The organism is Streptomyces sp. NPDC005533 (assembly GCF_042871845.1).
In the GTDB taxonomy this organism is placed as follows: domain Bacteria; phylum Actinomycetota; class Actinomycetes; order Streptomycetales; family Streptomycetaceae; genus Streptomyces.
In genome coordinates this window covers 25967-45048 of the sequence record NZ_JBIAJH010000030.1, presented here as the reverse complement: position 1 = coordinate 45048, position 19082 = coordinate 25967, and the positions used below count along the sequence as shown (strand labels likewise).

Genomic DNA, 19082 nt, shown 5'->3' with positions numbered 1-19082 from the left:
GGGAGGCCGGGCGGGCGGCCGTGGAGGAGGATCCGATTTGAAAGGGGGGGTGCGGGCGCCGGTAACCTAAAGACTTCGCCGTTCGTCCTCGTAATGAAGAGAGCACCGTGGCCGCCGACAAGATCGACACCATCGTCAGCCTGAGCAAGCGCCGTGGCTTCGTTTTCCCGTGCAGTGAGATCTACGGCGGCTCCCGGGCTGCCTGGGATTACGGCCCGCTGGGTGTCGAGCTCAAGGAGAACATCAAGCGCCAGTGGTGGAAGGCGATGGTCACCGGGCGTGAGGACGTCGTCGGCATCGACTCGTCCGTGATCCTGGCCCCCGAGGTCTGGGTGGCCTCCGGTCACGTCGCGACCTTCTCGGACCCGCTGACCGAGTGCACCGCCTGTCACAAGCGCCACCGCGCGGACCACCTTGAAGAGGCGTACGAGGCCAAGCACGGCCGCCCGCCGGCCAACGGCCTCGCCGACATCAACTGCCCCCACTGTGGCGTGAAGGGCCAGTTCACCGAGCCGAAGCAGTTCTCCGGCATGCTGGAGACGCACCTCGGCCCCACCCAGGACACCGGCTCCAAGGCGTACCTGCGCCCCGAGACCGCCCAGGGCATCTTCACCAACTTCGCCACCGTGCAGGTCACCTCGCGCAAGAAGCCGCCGTTCGGCATCGCGCAGATGGGCAAGTCCTTCCGCAACGAGATCACTCCCGGCAACTTCATCTTCCGCACGCGCGAGTTCGAGCAGATGGAGATGGAGTTCTTCGTCAAGCCGGGCGAGGACGAGCAGTGGCAGGAGTACTGGATGCAGGAGCGGTGGAACTGGTACCGCGACCTCGGCATCCGCGAGGAGAACATCCGCTGGTACGAGCACCCGAAGGAGAAGCTGTCCCACTACTCGAAGCGCACCGCCGACATCGAGTACCGCTTCAACTTCGGTGGCAACGAGTTCTCCGAGCTCGAAGGCGTCGCCAACCGCACCGACTTCGACCTCAAGGCCCACTCCGCCGCCTCCGGCCAGGACCTCGTGTACTTCGACCAGGAGTCCAAGGAGAAGTACACCCCGTACGTCATCGAGCCGGCGGCCGGTGTCAACCGCGCCATGCTCGCCTTCATGCTCGACGCGTACGTCGAGGACGAGGCCCCGAACGCCAAGGGCGTCATGGAGAAGCGCACCGTGATGCGCCTCGACCCGCGCCTGGCCCCGATCAAGGTCGCCGTCCTGCCGCTGTCCCGCAACGCGCAGCTGTCGCCGAAGGCCAAGGGCCTCGCCGCGGACCTGCGCAAGTTCTGGAACATCGAGTTCGACGACGCGGGCGCCATCGGCCGCCGCTACCGCCGCCAGGACGAGATCGGTACGCCGTTCTGCGTCACCGTCGACTTCGACACCCTGGACGACAACGCGGTGACCGTGCGCGAGCGCGACACCATGAAGCAGGAGCGCGTCTCCCTGGACCAGATCCAGACCTACCTCGGCAGCCGCCTGCTCGGCTGCTAGGCCGCACGAAGACCGGTGGCCCGGTGCGCTCCTCGCGCACCGGGCCACCGGTCTTTTCGTCTTGCGCGGCGGATCAGGCCGGGGAGCCCCCGGCCGCCCCGGCCGCCTCGGCTTCGGCCGCCTGGGCCACGGCGGCGGCGCGGCGCTCGCCCTCCGCCTGGGAGCGCTTGCCGTACAGGGCGGTCCACACGCCCAGCGCGCCGAGCACCGTGTAGATCATGATCGGGCTGAGGACCACCATGGTCTTGGTGCTCAGCGTGTACGCCAGGATGATGCGGACGACGGCCTCGACGACGTAGGCGACGCCCCAGACCAGGGTCATCCGGGTCAGCGAAGTCCGGAAGCCCTCGTACTGCCACAGGCCGTTCCACCAGGCCGTGCTCTCGGGCGTGCCGTCGGTGGCGAACTTGCGGCCGAAGTAGAACATCAGCGGGCGCTTCGCCAGCAGCGTGGACAGGCACAGCAGCCCGAACAGCCCGGTCACGGCGGAGTCCTTGACCAGCAGGGCCCGCGCCGAGGGGTCACCGACGAGCGTGACCGCCGCCGTGATCACTATGAACACCAGGGTGACCATGGCGAATTCGTCGAGCTTGCGGTGCCAGGCCACGACGATGACGCTGTCGAGCACGGGCCACACGCTGCTGAGGAGCAGCGCCGAGAACTCGCTCCAGCCGTGGTCGTCCACGAGCATGTTGTACGTGATGATCGGCGCGACCACGTTGAGGCCGATGGTCAGGATCCAGCCGATGGCGGTCGCGGCCCCCGAGCGGGCGGGAGGTGCGGGTCGTGCTAGGTGGGTGGACAAGGTTCCCCCTGGAACGTGCCTGATGGTGTGCGGTAGGGCGACCGTACGGAGGGGGGAATGGCATGTACAAGACGAGCGCACCCAAAATGATCATCAAGTTCTCCGGACCGACAGGTTCCGGACGGGCCTCGCCGACCCGGGTCAGGCGCGCAGACCCCTGATGATCAGCGTGGTGACCGCCTCGAACTCCGTGAAGATCGTGGGGGAGAGCCAGTCCGCCGCGTACTGCGGGTCGTGGAAGCGGCCGGTGGCGTCGAAGACCGCCCGGGCGGCGGCCGGCACGTCCTCGGCGGCGAGCGTCCCGGCAGCGACGCCCTCCGCGATGATCCGGGCCAGCTGGTCGATCAGCTCGGCCAGATGCGCGTCCACCACGCCGCTGTTCTCGGCGAGCAGCACGGTGTAGGTGGCGAACAGTTCCGGATCCGCGCCCGCCTTGTGGCGCTTGGCCTCGAAGAGAGCCCCGAGCCACGCCTCCAGCTTGGTGGGGGCGCTCCCGGTGGGGGCCGAGGCGATCTCCTCCAGCCGGACCACGCTCTTGGCCAGCCAGCGGTCCGTGACGGCCTCGCGCAGCGCCGCCTTGGACGGGAAGTGGCGGTACACACTGCCGTGGCTGACACCGAGGGCGCGCGCCACGTCCACCACGGTCGCCTTGGTGGGGCCGAAGCGGCGCAGCACCTCCTCGGTGGTCTCGAGGATGCGCTCGGGGGTCAGGGGCTCGGCGGCAGCGGGGGGCATGGGTACGACCGTACCGTCAGCTCAGTGCTCGCTGTCGAGGTGGGCCATCTGGGCCTCCGGGTACCTCTCGCCGGCCGCCGCGCCGGCGGGCACGGCCTCCTCGATGGCCGCCAGGTCCGCGGCGCTGAACCTGATGTCCATGGCACCCAGTGCCTCGGCGAGCCGGTCCCGGCGCCGCGCGCCCACCAGGGGCACGAGGTCCACGCCCTGCCGGGGGCCCTGCGCGAGCACCCAGGCGATCGCGGTCTGGGCGACGCTGACCCCCTTGTCGTCGGCCACCTTGCGCAGGGCCTCGACCAGATCGAGGTTCCGGTCGAGGTTGCCGCCCTGGAAGCGCGGGCTCATCCCGCGGAAGTCCCCCGGGGCCAGGGCGCGGTCGCGGGTGAAGTGGCCGCTGATCAGGCCGCGGGACAGCACTCCGTATGCCGTGATCCCGATCCCGAGCTCGCGGGCGGCCGGCAGGATCTCCTCCTCGATGCCGCGGGATATCAGCGAGTACTCGATCTGGAGGTCGGAGATCGGGGCCACGGCGGCGGCGCGGCGCATGGTGTCCGCGCCGACCTCGGACAGGCCGATGTGGCGCACGTGTCCGGCCTGGACCGCCTCGGCGATGGCCCCCACCGTCTCCTCGATCGGCACGTCCGGGTCCACGCGGGCGATCCGGTAGATGTCGATGTGGTCCCGGTCGAGCCGCTGGAGCGAGTAGGCCAGGAAGTTCCTGACGGCCGCGGGCCGCCCGTCATAGCCGGTGAACCCGCCCTCGACCGTGCGCAGCGCGCCGAACTTGACGCTGGTCAGCGCCCGGTCGCGGGCCGCGGCGGGTGCCGTCCGCAGGGCTTCGTTGATCAGCAGCTCGTTGTGGCCCATGCCGTAGAAGTCGCCGGTGTCGAGCAGCGTGACGCCCGCGTCCAGGGCGGCGTGGATGGTCGCGAGGGACTCCGCGCGGTCGGCCTCGCCGTAGAGGGCGGACATCCCCATGCAGCCCAGCCCCAGCGGGAAGACGGAGGGGCCGGTGCTGCCGAGGGTGGTCGTCTGGGTGGTCTTCTGGGTGATCTCATTCGTCGTCATGCAACGAGAATGGCATGACGGCTGACAGATTTCAACATCTGTCACTCGTCAGTGTCAGGCGGGGATCCGCAGGCCCGGGCCGCCGCCTCGGGAGGCCGTCCCGGGCACGACGAACGCCGCCCTCGACGAGGTCGAAGGCGGCGTGTTCGGCGTTGGAGCAGGAGTTCGAAGGCTGTCGGAGCAGCAGTGGGTACGCCCGCGCGGCTTCCGCGGTCAGCCGCGCGGTGAACCCGCGGTCGCGGACGGACTGACGGGCTCCTCCAGGCTGCGGGCCGTGCGCTCCGCCGTCGCCCGGGCCCAGCTGCCGCTCGTCACCGCCCCCACGACCAGCACCGACAGCCCGCACAGCGTGATGATCCACCAGGCCGGCTGGGCCGCCCCGGAGAAGTCGGAGCCGCCGGCCAGCCCCGCCGCCAGGACCGAGCCGATGACCGCGACGCCCAGCGTGCCGCCGGTCTGGCGGCTGGTCGAGGCGATGGCGGCCGCGACGCCCGCCTGGGAGCGCGGCATGCCGGACACCGCCGTATTGGTGATCGGCGCGTTCACCATGCCGAAGCCGAGCCCGAAGAGCACGTACCCGGTGAACAGCAGCGGGTTGGAGGTCTCGGCCTCGAACAGGGCGAACAGCAGCCCGCTCGACGCCATCGCCACGCCCGCGATCAGCAGGCAGATCCGCGGCCCCCGGCTGCCCACCAGCCGCCCCGCCAGCGGCGCGAAGAGGACGGTCAGGGCCGCCATCGGCAGCATGTAGAGCCCGGCGTGCAGGGCGCTGAGCCCCCGTACGTCCTGGAGGTAGAGCGTGTTCAGGAAGAGGAAGCCGGCCAGACCGGCGAAGGCGCTGATCGCGATCACGGTCGACCCGCTGAAGGGCGCGCTCCGGAAGAACCGCAGGTCGATCAGCGGCTCCTCGCGCCGGGGCTCGTAGACCAGCAGCCCCACGAGCGAGGCCACGGCCACGACCGCGCACCCCATGATCAGCGGCGAGCGCCACCCGGCGGCCGGGGCCTCGATGATCCCGTACGTCAGGCTGCCGAGCAGGGCGATGACCAGCACCTGGCCCACCGGGTCCGGACGCCGGGGCCGGGCGGCCCGGGACTCCGGGATGTGGCGCAGGGTCAGCGCGAGCGCCGCCAGACCGATCGGCAGGTTGATCAGGAAGATCGAGCGCCAGCCGACCGAATCCACCAGCACCCCGCCGATCAGGGGCCCCGCGGCCATGGAGACGCCGCCGACCGCGCCCCACACACCGATGGCCCGGGCCCGCTCGGCCGGATCGGTGAAGGTGTTGGTGATGATCGACATCGCCACCGGGTTGAGCATCGCGCCCCCGACCGCCTGCACCATCCGGAAGACGATGAGCCAGCCGAGGCTGGGGGCGAGCGAGCACAGCAGGGAGCCCAGGCCGAAGGCCAGCAGGCCGGCCACGAACACCTTGCGGCGGCCGATCCGGTCGGCCGTGGAGCCCGCGAGCATCAGCAGCGAGGCCAGGACCAGGGTGTACGCGTCGATGGTCCACTGCAGCCCCGCGACCGAGGCGTCGAGTTCTCGGCGCATGGACGGCAGCGCGACGTTGAGCACGGTGTTGTCGAGGCTGACGATCAGCAGGCTCATGCAGCAGATCGCCAGGACGAGCATGCGCTGCCGGGGACTCGGCTCGATCATGCCGCCGATGCTACGTCCGCCACACCCCCTCGGCATGCGGGACAATGGGCGGATGACCACGCTCCCCCCGCCTCTCGCGATCGGCCCGCACACCGTGCAGCCCCCGGTGGTGCTCGCGCCCATGGCCGGCATCACCAACGCCCCGTTCCGTACCCTCTGCCGCGAGTTCTCGGGCGGCAAGGGGCTGTTCGTGAGCGAGATGATCACGACCCGCGCCCTGGTCGAGCGCAACGAGAAGACCATGCAGCTGATCCACTTCGACGAGACCGAGAAGCCCCGCTCGATTCAGCTGTACGGGGTCGACCCGGCGACGGTCGGCAAGGCCGTCCGGATGATCGTCGAAGAGGACCGCGCCGACCACATCGACCTCAACTTCGGCTGCCCGGTCCCCAAGGTCACCCGCAAGGGTGGCGGCTCGGCCCTCCCGTACAAGCGCCACCTGCTCCGCGCGATCCTCCGCGAGGCCGTCGCGGGCGCCGGCGACCTGCCGGTCACCATGAAGATGCGCAAGGGCATCAACGACGACCACCTCACCTACCTCGACGCCGGCCGGATCGCCGTCGAGGAGGGGGTCACCGCGATAGCCCTGCACGGACGGACCACGGCCCAGCACTACGGCGGCACCGCCGACTGGGACGCCATCGCGCGGCTCAAGGAGCACGTGCCGGAGATCCCCGTGCTCGGCAACGGCGACATCTGGTGCGCCGAGGACGCCCTGCGCATGGTCCGCGAGACCGGCTGCGACGGCGTGGTGGTGGGCCGCGGCTGCCTGGGGCGGCCGTGGCTGTTCAACGACCTGGTGGCGGCCTTCGAGGGCCGTCCTGAGGACTTCCACAAGCCGACCCTGCGCGAGGTCGCGGCCACCATGCACCGGCACGCACAGCTGCTGGGGGAGTGGATCGGCGACGAGGCCCGCGGGGTGATCGACTTCCGTAAGCACGTGGCCTGGTACCTGAAGGGCTTCTCGGTCGGGTCCGAGATGCGCCAGAAGCTCGCGGTCACCTCCTCCCTGGCCGAGCTGGACGCTCATCTGAGCGAGCTGGACCTGGACCAGGCGTGGCCCGAGAGTGCGGACGGCCCGCGCGGTCGGACGTCCGGAAACAACCGAGTTGTCCTGCCGGACGGCTGGCTGAAGGACCCGTACGACTGCGCGGGTGTGAGCGAGGACGCTGAACTGGACACCTCCGGAGGCTGACAAATCGCCCTCCGTGGTGCGTGATATACGCCACGCATGGGAAGGGTTTCGCTCAGATGAGCACTGAAGTCACGGGTAAGACTTTCAAAGGGTGGCACTGGGTGCCACCCTTTGTGCGTTCAACTCTTGAACGCAAATGGATCGATGATCGCTCATCCGAGCGTGATCTAGCCTCAGAGGCCCCCTCTTCCTTCGAGAGGTGAACGCTCTTGGTACTTTCTGATTACCCATGAGTTACTTTCGATCTGCTGGCGCACGGGTGGTTACAGCCGCATGACGACCAAGTGGACGTACCCAGAAGCCTTCGATCTGGGTATGTTCCTGGCCGTCAGGGCAGCCACCGAGCCTCGAGGAGTCGAGACCCGTGTCGGAAAACAAAGATCAGAAGTTCGTCTACGACTTCACCGAGGGAAACCGCGACCTCAAGGACCTTCTCGGCGGCAAGGGAGCCAACCTCGCCGAGATGACCAACCTGGGTCTGCCGGTCCCTCCCGGCTTCACCATCACCACCGAGGCCTGCAAGGTCTACCTCGAGAGCGGCACGGCCCCGGCCGCGCTGCGCGAAGAGGTCAGCGCCCACCTTGCGGCCCTCGAGGCGAAGATGGGCAAGAAGCTCGGACAGTCGGACGACCCGCTGCTGGTCTCCGTCCGATCCGGAGCCAAGTTCTCGATGCCCGGCATGATGGACACCGTCCTGAACATCGGTCTCTCCGACGAGTCCGTGACCGGCCTCGCCTCCCAGGCCGGTGACGAGCGCTTCGCGTGGGACTCGTACCGCCGCCTCATCCAGATGTTCGGCAAGACCGTCCTCGGCGTCGACGGCGAGCTCTTCGAGGACGCCCTCGACGAGGCCAAGGCCGCCAAGAAGGTCACCGTCGACACCGACCTCGACGCCGCCGACCTGAAGAAGCTGGTCAAGCACTTCAAGAAGATCGTGGCGAAGGAAGCCGGCCGCGAGTTCCCGCAGGACGCCCGCGAGCAGATGGACCTCGCCGTCGAGGCCGTCTTCAACTCGTGGAACACCGACCGCGCCAAGCTCTACCGCCGCCAGGAGCGCATCCCGAGCGACCTGGGCACCGCGGTCAACATCTGCTCCATGGTCTTCGGCAACCTGGGCCCCGACTCCGGCACCGGCGTCGCCTTCACCCGCGACCCCGCCAGCGGCCACGCGGGCGTCTACGGCGACTACCTCCAGAACGCCCAGGGCGAGGACGTGGTGGCGGGCATCCGCAACACCGTGCCGCTCGCGGACCTGGAGACCATCGACAAGGCCTCGTACGACCAGCTCATGACGATCATGACGACGCTGGAGACCCACTACAAGGATCTCTGCGACATCGAGTTCACCATCGAGCGCGGCCAGCTGTGGATGCTCCAGACCCGTGTCGGCAAGCGCACCGCCGGCGCCGCCTTCCGCATCGCCACCCAGCTCGTGGACCAGGGCCTGATCGACGAGGCCGAGGCCCTCCAGCGCGTCAGCGGCCACCAGCTCGCGCAGCTGATGTTCCCGCGCTTCGACGAGGGCGCCAAGACGACCCTGCTCGGCCGCGGCATCGCCGCCTCCCCGGGCGCGGCCGTCGGCAAGGCCGTCTTCGACTCGTACACGGCCGTCAAGTGGTCCCGCTCCGGCGAGAAGGTCATCCTGATCCGCCGCGAGACCAACCCGGACGACCTGGACGGCATGATCGCCTCCGAGGGCATCCTGACCTCGCGCGGCGGCAAGACCTCGCACGCCGCCGTCGTCGCCCGCGGCATGGGCAAGACCTGCGTCTGCGGCGCCGAGGAGCTCGACGTCGACACCAAGCGCCGCCGCATGACGGTCGGCGAGACGGTCATCGAAGAGGGCGACGTCGTCTCCATCGACGGCTCCACGGGCAAGGTGTACCTCGGTGAGGTACCCGTCGTACCCTCCCCGGTCGTCGAGTACTTCGAGGGCCGCATGCACGCCGGCGCCGACGACGCCGACGAGCTCGTCGCCGCCGTGCACCGGATCATGGCCTACGCGGACCGCGTCCGCCGCCTGCGGGTGCGCGCCAACGCCGACAACGCCGAGGACGCGGCGCGCGCCCGCCGCTTCGGCGCCCAGGGCATCGGCCTGTGCCGCACCGAGCACATGTTCCTCGGCGAGCGCCGCGAACTGGTGGAGCGACTGATCCTCGCGGACACCGACGGCGAGCGCGAGGAGGCGCTCAACGCCCTCCTGCCGCTGCAGAAGAAGGACTTCGTCGAGCTGTTCGAGGCGATGGACGGCCTGCCCGTCACCGTCCGCCTGCTCGACCCGCCGCTGCACGAGTTCCTGCCCGACATCACCGAGCTGTCGGTGCGCGTCGCCCTCGCCGAGTCCCGCCAGGACGCCAACGAGAACGACCTGCGCCTGCTCCAGGCCGTGCACAAGCTGCACGAGCAGAACCCGATGCTGGGTCTGCGCGGTGTCCGCCTCGGCCTGGTCATCCCCGGCCTGTTCAAGATGCAGGTCCGGGCGATCGCCGAGGCCGCGGCCGAGCGCAAGAACGCCAAGGGCGACCCGCGCGCCGAGATCATGGTCCCGCTCGTGGGCACCGTCCAGGAGCTGGAGATCGTCCGCGAGGAGGCCGACCAGGTCATCGCCGAGGTCGAGGCCGCCACCGGCACCAGCCTCAAGCTGTCCATCGGCACCATGATCGAGCTGCCGCGCGCCGCGCTGACCGCCGCCCAGATCGCCGAGGCCGCGCAGTTCTTCTCGTTCGGTACGAACGACCTGACCCAGACGGTGTGGGGCTTCTCCCGCGACGACGTCGAGGCCAGCTTCTTCACCGCGTACCTGGAGAAGGGCATCTTCGGGGTCTCGCCCTTCGAGACCATCGACAAGGACGGCGTCGGCTCGCTCGTGCGCCACGCGGTCGAGCAGGGCCGGGCCACCCGCCCCGACCTCAAGCTCGGCGTCTGCGGTGAGCACGGCGGCGACCCCGAGTCCGTCCACTTCTTCCACGAGGTCGGCCTCGACTACGTCTCCTGCTCGCCCTTCCGGATTCCGGTGGCGCGCCTGGAGGCCGGTCGTGCGGCCGCCGAGTCGAAGGGCAGCGACAGCCGCTGACCCCCCGGCCCTGCCAAGGGCTCCCATAGACCGCGCCTGCCCCCGGGTTCCCTGACTGCCCGGTGGCGGGCGCGCCTATTTCCGTTGTTCAACAAATCTTTACGCCAGCAGGCGGTGGACGGATCCCCACCCGTCCACCGCCGCTGTCATTCTGCCGGGCACGTCGGCGCTTCCCGGTGCGACCGACCGCCAGGCCCCGCAAAGCCCCCCACGGCCTTCGCGGAGCGTTTCGGTCGCATCGGAGTGTGCCCGGCGGAGTACAGGATTTCGGTTGTCACGCCCCTGCCGAAAGGGGTTTCAACTGTGGCTGAAAGGGCGTGGTGACCACGTGTGACGGCGTGCATACTCATGGGGCGGGGGGATTGCGGTTGCACAGGTGGGGGTTCGGTGCTGCGTATCCATTTCACTGGAGTGGACCTGGCACGCGTACGGATGGCAGGGCGTCCCGATGCGTTGTGGGAAACGATTCTCAGCTTTCACCGCTTAAGAGACCGGCGTGACGCCCGGTTGTTCGGTGAATGGCGTACGGAAACCCGGAGCAGGTTGAATAGTGAAACACGCACGCTCGGTATGCTCATACCGAGTCGTGGTTATTTCCCCGATTTCCTGACCCCTGTGGAGGGGCAGTACGGGTGGGACGTGGGCCTCGACGCGCTGCGCGGGATCCGTCCCGAGCGCATGCGGCGCGAGCTCCAGCTGCTGGCCGCCGGTGCGCCGATGACGCCGCGGCTACGGGAGTTCACGGACGGCGGCGCCAAGCAGCTGCCGCGGCTCCTGGGCGAGCTCCGCGCGTACCACCGGGCCGCCGTGGAGCCGTACTGGACGCACATCCAGGCGCAGATCGAGGCCGAGCGCGCCGCCCGCGGCCGGGCCCTGCTGGACGGGGGCGCGGACGAGCTGCTGGACTCGCTGCCGCCGATGCTGCGCTGGCGGGCGCCGGTGCTGGAGTGCGACTACCCGGTGGACCGGGACGTACGACTGCGGGGGCGCGGGCTGCTGCTCCAGCCGTCCTTCTTCTGCCGGCGCACCGCGGTGACCCTGCACGATCCGGAGCTGCCTCCGGTGCTGGTCTATCCGGCGGCGGCGCAGTTGGCCTCGGCGCCGGCGGGGGGTGAGGCGGCGCGGCCCGTGGAGGAGCAGCGCCAGCGCACCCTGGGCAAGCTGGTGGGGCACACCCGGTCGGTGGTGCTGCGGGCCATAGGGGACGGGGCGACCACCAGTGAGCTGGCGCGCCGGGCCGGGGTCTCGCTGGCGTCCGCGAGCCAGCACGCGTGTGTGATGCGGGAGGCGGGGCTGGTCACCACGTTGCGGCGGGGGAACGCCGTGCTGCACACCGTGACGCCGCTGGGGGCCGCGCTGCTGAAGGGTGGGGCGGTGGCGTCGTGAACGCGGCCGCCGGGCCCCGACGGGGTTCGGCCCGTCGGGGCGGTCGTGCGTTCGGGCGCGGCGCCGTTGCGGGGGCGCTGCCCCCGAGCCCCCGCGCCTCAAACGCCGGCGGGGCTGGAAGATCGGGGCTCCGCCCCGGACCCCGTCGCCTCAAACGCCGGCGGGGCTGGATGGTGCGGCGGGGCTGGAGGGTGTGCCGGGTTGGAGGGTGTGCCGGGTTGGAGGGTGCGGCGGGGCTGGAGGTGTGCGGGGCTGGAGGGTGGGGTCAGACGCGGAAGGGGCCCGTGACCTCGTACGTGATGCCGGCGGAGGAGCTGCCGGTGGTGCCGCGCTGGCTGGAGAAGTAGAGGCGGTTGCCGGCCGGGGAGAAGGCCGGGCCGGTGATCTCCGAGGAGGACTGGCCGGTGATCCGCAGGAAGGGCGCCACCACGTCGTCCGGGGTGATCACGCAGATCTCCATGTTGCCGCCGTCCTCGGCGACGTACAGGTCGCCGAAGGAGGACCCCGTGACGTTGTCGACGCCCGTCAGCGGGGCCGCGCCGCCGGGCACGAGGGAGTCGTCGTAGGCCAGTTCGTACGTGCTGTCGGTGAGGTTGAGCTGCCAGACGCGGTTGTCGCCCTTGGTGGTGAACCAGACGGTGTTGTTGGCGTAGTGGCAGCCCTCGCCGCCGTTGAACTTCTTCGAGCCGGACACCTGGCTGCGGGTCGCGGTCGGGGAGCCGTCCGGGTCGGGGACGTTGGCCCAGGTGAAGGAGCCCGAGGCGGCGGTGCCGGCCTTGAGGACCTGGAGGGTGCCGGAGGAGAGGTCGCCCCAGGTGGTCGGGATGAACCGGTAGAAGCAGCCGCTCGTCTCGTCCTCGGTCAGGTAGATCACCTGGCGCACCGGGTCGGCGGCGGCCGCCTCGTGCTTGAAGCGGCCCATCGCGGGACGCTGCACGGCCGCGTTCACGCCGTACGGGTCGGTCTCGTAGACGAAGCCGCGGTCGACCTCCTCGCAGGACAGCCAGGTGTTCCACGGGGTCTTGCCGCCCGCGCAGTTCTGCCGGGTGTCGGAGAGGATCCGGTAGGCGCCGGTGACGGTGCCGGAGGAGTTGAACTTCACGGCGCTCGTCCCGCCGGAGGGGTTGATCTCCGAGTTGGAGACGTAGATCCAGCCCGAGCCGTCGGCGAAACACGCACCGCCGTCGGGGGCGCTGTGCCACGTGTACGAGGTGCCGCCGACCGGCTGGCCCGAGCGGGCGATCACCCGGCTGCTGAAGCCGCTGGGCAGCATGATGCCGTTGGCGTCCGCCGCGCCGAGGGCCCCGTAGGGTCCGGGGCCGGGCTGGGCGGGCGCCGCGTAGGCGGCCCCGTGCATCAACGTGCCGCCGAAGGCGGCGGCCGACGAGCCGATGACGGCGCCGCGCAGGAAGGTACGACGTTCCACGGTCACTCCTGTGGGAGGAAGGCCCCCGCACCCGGTCGAGCGCGGGGTCGCACGCGTGGAGGAACCTAGGAGGCGCCAGTTGCCGGGGCGCCAACTCCTCATGACGCACGAGCGACCGCTCGACGTTCAATCCTCGGCGCAGGGCGGGATCCGCCGTCCCGAAAACAATTCGCGGGGCAGCGATGAGTTTCTCCCGGCCCCGCGGTCTACCTCTCGAAAACACCGAACGGCACGCACCGCGTGCCGCACCCGAGAGATGAGGGACCCGATGTCCGCCACCATGATCTTCGTCAACCTGCCGGTCAAGGACCTGGAGGCCAGCAAGACCTTCTGGGGCAAGCTGGGCTACACCTTCAACGCCCAGTTCACCGACGAGAACTGCGCCTCGATGGTCATCAGCGACACCATCGTCGCGATGCTACTGACCGAGGACCGCTACAAGGACTTCACCCACAAGGAGATCGCGGACGCGACGAAGACCTCCGAGGTGCTGCTCTGTCTGAGCGCCCCCAGCCGCACCGCCGTCGACGAGCTGGTGGACGGGGCCCTGGCGGCCGGCGCCACCGAGCCCCGCCCCGCCCAGGACCACGGCGTCATGTACGGCCGCGCCTTCGACGACCTCGACGGCCACACCTGGGAGATCATGTGGATGGACCCGGCCGTGATCCAGGACCAGGGCTGACCGTCCACCCGATGATCACGAGGTCGCGGCGGTCCGCACTGGGTAGGTCCGGACCGCCACCTCCTCGTCGTCCAGGCAGCGCCCCGACTCCAGGTCGAAGCGCTGCTTCAGCAGCGGCGAGGCCACGAAGGGCCGGCCCGCCACGGCCCCCACCAGCCCGCGCGAGAGCACGTGCGCCCCGGTGAAGGGGTCCTGGTTGCCGATGGCGTACGGGCGCCCCGCGCGGTCCACGAACACCGCGGCCTGGCTCCCGTCGGGCAGCAGGGCCGCGACCCCGCGCCCGGGGACCAGCGAGGACAGTTCGCACACCGTCAGCCAGCCCTGGGCCACTTGCAGTTCCACGGTCATCGGACGGCACCTCCTATGGTCAGGACGGCCAGGTCGGGCTTGACCTGGTCGCGCTCGGGGACGAACCTCACGGTCGGGTCGGGGGCACCGGGCGCGTTCACGAAGGACACGAACCGGCGCAGCCGCTCCGGGTCCTGGAGCGTCTCGGCCCACTCGTCCCGGTAGTGCGCCACGTGGTCGGCCATCAGGGACTCCAGCTCCGCGCACAGCCCGAGCGAGTCGTGCACGATGACGTCCCGCAGGTGCGCCAGGCCCCCCTCCAGCCGCTCCAGCCAGGTGGACGTCCGCTCCAGCCGGTCGGCGGTGCGGATGTAGAACATCAGGAACCGGTCGATCAGCCGCACCAGTTCCGCGTCCGAGAGGTCCTGGGCCAGGAGGTCGGCGTGGCGCGGGGTGGCCCCGCCGTTGCCGCCGACGTACAGGTTCCAGCCACTCGCCGTGGCGATGACCCCGAAGTCCTTGCTCTGCGCCTCCGCGCACTCGCGGGCGCAGCCGGACACCGCCGACTTCAGTTTGTGCGGGGCGCGCAGCCCGCGGTAGCGCAGCTCCAGGTCGATGGCCATCCGGACGCTGTCCTGGACCCCGTAGCGGCACCAGGTCTGCCCCACACAGGACTTCACCGTCCGCAGGGCCTTCCCGTAGGCGTGCCCGGACTCGAAACCGGCGTCGACGAGCCGGGCCCAGATGCGGGGGAGCTGGTCCACGCTCGCCCCGAAGAGGTCGATCCGCTGACCGCCGGTGATCTTCGTGTAGAGGCCGAAGTCGCGGGCCACCTCGCCGATCACGATCAGCTTGTCGGGGGTGATCTCGCCGCCCGGGATGCGCGGGACGACCGAGTACGAGCCGTTGCGCTGCATGTTCGCCAGGAAGTGGTCGTTGGTGTCCTGGAGGGCGGCCTGCTCGCCGTCCAGGACGTAGCCGCTGGCGCCGAGGGTCGGGGCGAGCGAGGCGATGATCGAACCGACGGTGGGCTTGCAGACCTCGCAGCCGTCGCCGCCCCGCGCCTCGGGGCGGCCGTGCCCGTCCAGGATCTCCTGGTACGAGGTCAGCCGGCGGGTGCGGACGATCTCGTACAGCTCGGAGCGGGTGTACGGGAAGCAGCCGCACAGCCCCTGGTCGGCGGCGGCCGGCAGCAGCTGGCCGATCACCTTGACGCAACTGCCGCAGCCGGTGCCCGCCTTGGTGCACTTCTTGACCTCGGCGAGGCTCGCGCAGGCGGCGATGGCCTTCTTCGTGACGTTGTGGCAGGAGCAGATCACGGCGTGGTCGGGGAGCGAGGACGGGCCGAGCGCGACCGGCGCGCCCACCCCGGCGGGCAGTACCAGCTGTTCGGGGGCGACGGGCGGGACGCTGCCGGTGAGTGGGCGCAGCAGGCCGTAGGAGTCCGCGTCGCCGACCAGCACCCCGCCGAGCAGGACCCCGTCGGGGGAGACGACCAGCTTCTTGTAGACGCCGGAACGGGAGTCCGACCAGACGACGTCGAGGCTGCCGGGGGCGGCGCCGTGGGCGTCGCCGAAGGAGGCCACGTCCACGCCGAGCAGCTTGAGCTTGGTGGAGAGGTCGGCCCCGGTGAACTCCTTCTCCCGGCCCAGCAGGTCCTCGGCGGCCGTCTCGGCCATCTCGTAGCCGGGGGCGACCAGGCCGTAGACCCGGCCGTCCACGGCGAGGGCGCACTCGCCGATGGCGTAGACGTGCGGATCGGAGGTGCGGCAGCGGGCGTCGACCGCGACGCCGCCGCGCTCGCCGACGTCCAGTCCGGCGTCACGGGCCAGCTGGTCGCGGGGGCGGACGCCCGCGGAGAAGACGACGAGGTCGGTGTCGACGGTCGAGCCGTCGGACAGGCGCATGCCGCTGACGCGGCCGTCCTCGCCGGTCACCACCTCCTGCGTGCCGACCCCGGTGTGGACGGTCAGGCCCATCGACTCGATGGTGCGCAGCAGGGCCGCGCCGCCGCCCTCGTCGACCTGGACGGGCATCAGGCGCGGGGCGAACTCGACGATGCGGGTGGTGAGGCCGAGGCCCTGGAGGGCTCCGGCGGCCTCCAGCCCGAGCAGGCCGCCGCCGACGACCGCGCCGCTGGTCCGGGTCCTGGCGTACTCCTCGATCGCGAGCAGGTCCTCGATCGTGCGGTAGACGAAGCAGCCGGGGGCGTCCTTGCCGGGGACGGGCGGCACGAAGGGGTAGCTGCCGGTGGCCAGGACCAGGACGTCGTACGGGAACACCCGCCCGGAGCGGGCGGTGACGGTACGGCCGGCACGGTCGATGTGCTCGGCGGGGTCGTCGAGGTGGAGGGCGATGCCGTGCTCCTCCATGAACCCGGCGGGGGTCATGGACAGGTCCTCGGCGGTGCTGCCGGAGAAGTACGAGGTCAGGTGCACGCGGTCGTAGGCGGGCCGGGGCTCTTCGCAGAGCACGGTGATCCGGTGCGTGGCGGTGACCCCGCGCTCGGCGAGCGCTTCGAGGTAGCGCTGGCCGACCATGCCGTGCCCGATGAGCACGATCGTGGGCAGGGGCTCGGTCATCTCAGTGGCCTCCGTCGTCGGTGAGCAGGTGGAACAGGTCGTGCGGGGACTCGTCGCCCTCCCAGGTGCGGGCGAGGGCGCCCACGGTGGAGAGCTCGCCGAGCAGTACCCCGCCGACGAGCCGGTCGTCGCGCAGGACGACCTTGCGGTAGGTCCGGCGGGTGGCGTCGGCGAGGCGGACCACGTCGTCGCCGGGGCGGGGGGTGGTCTCGCCGAAGGCGGCGAGGTCCAGGGAGCCGTTCTCGGTTCCGCCGAGGGTGAGGCGGGTGAGGGCGCGGGTGCCGGTGTAGCGCGCGGGGGTTCCGGTGAGGACCGCGGCGAGGGCGTCGGCTTGCTCCAGGGCGGCGCCCGCCAGGCCGTACACCTGGCCGGCGTGCTCGGCGCAGTCGCCGATCGCGTGGATGCGGGGGTCGCTGGTGCGCAGGTGGTCGTCGACCACGACGCCGGTGCGGACGTCCAGCCCGGCGGCCCGGGCGAGGCCGACGCGGGGGCGTACGCCGCAGGCGAGGACGACGAGGTCGGCGTCGAGGCGGTAGCCGTCGGCGAGTTCGACCCCGGTGACCTCGCGATGTCCCCGCGGCGCCGCGGACGTGATCAGGCCGCGGACCCGGCATTCGGTGTGGATCTCCACGCCGAGGCCGGTCAGGTGCGCGGCCAGCAGGGCCGAGGCCTCGGTGTCCAGGTGGCGTTCCATCAGGCGCTCGCCCTGCTGGGCGAGGACCACCACCGCCCCCCGCGCGGCGAGCGCGCGGGCCGCGGAGACGCCCAGCAGGCCCCCGCCGATCACCACGGCCCGCGCCCCGGGGCGTACGGCCGCCGAGAGGGCCAGGCAGTCGTCCATCGTGCGGAAGGCGTGGACCCCGTCCGGGAGGTCCCGTCCCTCGGGCTCGAACAGAGCGCGCAGCGGCGGGAGCACCGCGTTCGAGCCCGTGGCCAGCACCAGCGTGTCGTACTCCGCCACCGTGCCGTCGTCGCACCGCACGGTCCGGTCCGCGCGGTCGATCCGTACCGCGCGGACCCCCCGGCGCAGCGCCGGGCCGGGCGTCGGGAGGGCGGTGACCTCCGGTGCGTAGCGGCCGGCGAGGACCTCCGCGAGCAGGACGCGGTTGTAGGGGACGTGCGGTTCCTCGCCGAGGACGGTCACCGCCGCCGCACCGGTCAGGCGCGCGGCCAGTCGCAGTCCCGCGAGGCCGCCGCCGATCACCACCACACGCTGGTCCGAGGTCATGGCACGAGCGTGCGCGGCCGCTGTTTCCCCTCCGCATCGCCCCTGTTACCCGGACGGAACGCCGACCTCAGCGGCGGGGTTAAGGGTCGGTGAGGCCTTCCTCAAGGCCGCCTTAAAGATCATCGGGGCCGCTGCCGGGGCCCTTAGCGTGCTCCGTATGCGAGATGCGGTGGTGCGGGTCAGGGGCGGGATGCTGGGCGGGGCGGGGGTGGTGACCCTGCTCTGGGCGGCGCAGGTGCGGCCCTCGGCCCGGCCCGACGCGCTGTTCGCCACCGCCGCGCACCTGACCGGCCTGCTCGCCGGGTACGGGGTGCTCGTGCTGCTGTTCCTGATGGCCCGGGTGCCCGCCGTCGAGCACGGGGTCGGCGCCGACCGGCTCGCCCGCTGGCACGCCTTCGGCGGCCGGTACGTGCTCCTGCTCTGCTTCGGGCACGCGCTCTTCGCCCTGCTCGGCTACGCCGTGCACGAGGGCGTCGACGTGGTCCGCGCCGTCCGGGAGCTGCTCGGCTACCCCGCGCTCGCCGCCGCCGGGGCCGCGGCCGTCCTCCTGGCCGCGGTCGGCGTGACCTCCGCCCGGGCGGTACGCCGCCGGGTCCCGCACGAGACCTGGCGCGGGGTGCACCTCCTGGTCTACCTCGCGGCCGCCCTCGCCTTCGGCCACCAGCTCGCCGGACCGGATCTCGCCGCGGCCGCCTGGTTCTGGGCGCTCGCGCACACCGTCGTCGCCGTCCTGCTGGTCTGGTACCGCGCGGTGGTCCCTGTACGGCAGGCCCTGCGGCACGCGCTGCGGGTCGCGGACGTCCGCGTGGAGGGGCCCGGGGTGGTCTCCGTCGTCATGTACGGGGAGCGCCTCGCGGAACTGCGGGCGGAGCCGGGCCAGTTCCTGCGCTGGCGGTTCCTCCAGCGGAGGCTGTGGCACACCGCCCTGCCGTTCTCGCTGTCCGCGCCGGTTCGCGGGAACGCCCTGCGGATCACCGTCAAGGGGCTCGGCGGCCACTCCCGCCGGATCCGCCGGCTGCGTCCCGGCACGCGGGTGCTGGCCACCGGGCCGTTCGGCGCGCTCACCGCCGCCCGGCGGACGCGGCCCAAGGTGCTGCTGATCGCGGGCGGAGTCGGGATCACCCCGATGCGGGCCCTGTTCGAGACGCTGCCCGGCGGCCCCGGGGACATCACGCTGCTCTACCGGGCCGGGGCCGAGGAGCACCTCGTCCTGCGCGGCGAGCTGGAGACCATCGCCGCCGAGCGGCAGGCCGGGCTGCACTACCTGCTGGGGCGGTCGGGCGCCGCCTACGATCCGCTGGCGCCGCAGGCGTTGACCGAGCTGGTGCCGGACCTGACCGAGCACGACGTGTACCTGTGCGGGCCGCCGGGGATGGCCGAGGCGACCCGGGCGGCGCTGCTGCGGGCCGGGGTGCCGGCCGGACGCGTCCATTCCGAGTGCTTCGGCTTCTGACCGCTCCGG

General features: G+C 71.3%; 14 protein-coding genes. 6 read left to right on the top strand and 8 right to left on the bottom strand.

Annotation, left to right across the window (positions count from 1 at the left end; genetic code table 11):
• The first annotated feature begins 107 nt into the window (after nt 1-107).
• Nucleotides 108-1490, top strand: a complete 1383-nt coding sequence (locus ACFYP3_RS26505; RefSeq protein ID WP_388837304.1) for a glycine--tRNA ligase — start codon at nt 108-110, stop codon at nt 1488-1490.
• 73 nt (nt 1491-1563) lie between these two features.
• Here the strand turns inward: ACFYP3_RS26505 and ACFYP3_RS26500 are convergent, their stop codons facing one another.
• The 4 genes from ACFYP3_RS26500 to ACFYP3_RS26485 form a co-directional block, all read right to left on the bottom strand.
• Nucleotides 1564-2295, bottom strand: coding sequence for a VC0807 family protein (locus tag ACFYP3_RS26500; RefSeq protein WP_388837301.1), 732 nt, complete (start codon nt 2293-2295; stop codon nt 1564-1566).
• Between the two features lie 141 nt (nt 2296-2436).
• Complete coding sequence (locus ACFYP3_RS26495) at nt 2437-3030, bottom strand: TetR family transcriptional regulator (protein ID WP_388837298.1); 594 nt, start codon at nt 3028-3030, stop codon at nt 2437-2439.
• Nucleotides 3031-3051: 21 nt separating this feature from the next.
• Complete coding sequence (locus ACFYP3_RS26490) at nt 3052-4098, bottom strand: aldo/keto reductase (protein ID WP_388837295.1); 1047 nt, start codon at nt 4096-4098, stop codon at nt 3052-3054.
• Between the two features lie 213 nt (nt 4099-4311).
• Nucleotides 4312-5760 (bottom strand): MFS transporter, encoded by a 1449-nt coding sequence (locus ACFYP3_RS26485; RefSeq protein ID WP_388837293.1) that lies wholly within the window; start codon nt 5758-5760, stop codon nt 4312-4314.
• A 34-nt stretch (nt 5761-5794) separates the two neighbouring features.
• Between ACFYP3_RS26485 and dusB the strand changes: the two genes are divergently transcribed.
• The 3 genes from dusB (at nt 5795) to ACFYP3_RS26470 (ending at nt 11414) form a co-directional block, all read left to right on the top strand.
• A complete protein-coding gene (gene dusB / locus ACFYP3_RS26480) occupies nt 5795-6955 on the top strand; it encodes a tRNA dihydrouridine synthase DusB (RefSeq protein WP_388837290.1) in 1161 nt (386 codons plus the stop codon).
• Between the two features lie 364 nt (nt 6956-7319).
• Entirely contained in the window at nt 7320-10028 is a 2709-nt protein-coding gene (gene ppdK / locus ACFYP3_RS26475) for a pyruvate, phosphate dikinase (protein ID WP_388837288.1), read from the top strand.
• A gap of 387 nt (nt 10029-10415) precedes the next feature.
• Entirely contained in the window at nt 10416-11414 is a 999-nt protein-coding gene (locus ACFYP3_RS26470) for an ArsR/SmtB family transcription factor (protein WP_388837285.1), read from the top strand.
• Between the two features lie 265 nt (nt 11415-11679).
• Here ACFYP3_RS26470 and ACFYP3_RS26465 read toward each other — a convergent pair whose 3' ends face one another.
• Nucleotides 11680-12840 (bottom strand): alkaline phosphatase PhoX, encoded by a 1161-nt coding sequence (locus ACFYP3_RS26465; RefSeq protein WP_388837282.1) that lies wholly within the window; start codon nt 12838-12840, stop codon nt 11680-11682.
• Between the two features lie 268 nt (nt 12841-13108).
• Here ACFYP3_RS26465 and ACFYP3_RS26460 point away from each other — a divergent pair, with 268 nt between their 5' ends.
• Entirely contained in the window at nt 13109-13522 is a 414-nt protein-coding gene (locus ACFYP3_RS26460) for a VOC family protein (RefSeq protein WP_388837280.1), read from the top strand.
• A gap of 15 nt (nt 13523-13537) precedes the next feature.
• On the opposite strand, the gene nirD is transcribed toward ACFYP3_RS26460, so the two are convergent.
• Genes nirD through ACFYP3_RS26445 form a run of 3 tightly spaced genes read right to left on the bottom strand, consistent with a single transcriptional unit; the run spans nt 13538 to nt 17620 of the window.
• Nucleotides 13538-13870: a nitrite reductase small subunit NirD gene (gene nirD / locus ACFYP3_RS26455; RefSeq protein ID WP_030711012.1), complete on the bottom strand. Its 333-nt coding sequence runs from the start codon at nt 13868-13870 to the stop codon at nt 13538-13540.
• Complete coding sequence (gene nirB / locus ACFYP3_RS26450) at nt 13867-16392, bottom strand: nitrite reductase large subunit NirB (RefSeq protein WP_388837277.1); 2526 nt, start codon at nt 16390-16392, stop codon at nt 13867-13869. Before nirB ends, nirD begins: the two co-directional genes overlap by 4 nt.
• 1 nt (nt 16393) lies before the next feature.
• Complete coding sequence (locus ACFYP3_RS26445) at nt 16394-17620, bottom strand: NAD(P)/FAD-dependent oxidoreductase (protein WP_388837274.1); 1227 nt, start codon at nt 17618-17620, stop codon at nt 16394-16396.
• A 157-nt stretch (nt 17621-17777) separates the two neighbouring features.
• On the opposite strand from ACFYP3_RS26445, the gene ACFYP3_RS26440 reads away from it, so the two are divergent.
• The gene (locus tag ACFYP3_RS26440; protein WP_388837271.1) at nt 17778-19073 is read left to right on the top strand and encodes a ferric reductase-like transmembrane domain-containing protein; all 1296 of its coding nucleotides are present in this window, start codon (nt 17778-17780) and stop codon (nt 19071-19073) included.
• Nucleotides 19074-19082 lie beyond the last annotated feature (9 nt).

Bases quoted from the DNA above. Each gene is read 5' to 3' on its own strand.
- nirD (WP_030711012.1), bottom strand. From the start codon at position 13,870: ATGACCGTGGAACTGCAAGTGGCCCAGGGCTGGCTGACGGTGTGCGAA.
- dusB (WP_388837290.1), top strand. From the start codon at position 5,795: ATGCGGGACAATGGGCGGATGACCACGCTCCCCCCGCCTCTCGCGATC.
- ACFYP3_RS26490 (WP_388837295.1), bottom strand. From the start codon at position 4,098: ATGACGACGAATGAGATCACCCAGAAGACCACCCAGACGACCACCCTC.
- ACFYP3_RS26440 (WP_388837271.1), top strand. From the start codon at position 17,778: ATGCGAGATGCGGTGGTGCGGGTCAGGGGCGGGATGCTGGGCGGGGCG.
- nirB (WP_388837277.1), bottom strand. From the start codon at position 16,392: ATGACCGAGCCCCTGCCCACGATCGTGCTCATCGGGCACGGCATGGTC.
- ACFYP3_RS26460 (WP_388837280.1), top strand. From the start codon at position 13,109: ATGTCCGCCACCATGATCTTCGTCAACCTGCCGGTCAAGGACCTGGAG.
- ACFYP3_RS26485 (WP_388837293.1), bottom strand. From the start codon at position 5,760: ATGATCGAGCCGAGTCCCCGGCAGCGCATGCTCGTCCTGGCGATCTGC.
- ACFYP3_RS26495 (WP_388837298.1), bottom strand. From the start codon at position 3,030: ATGCCCCCCGCTGCCGCCGAGCCCCTGACCCCCGAGCGCATCCTCGAG.
- ACFYP3_RS26445 (WP_388837274.1), bottom strand. From the start codon at position 17,620: ATGACCTCGGACCAGCGTGTGGTGGTGATCGGCGGCGGCCTCGCGGGA.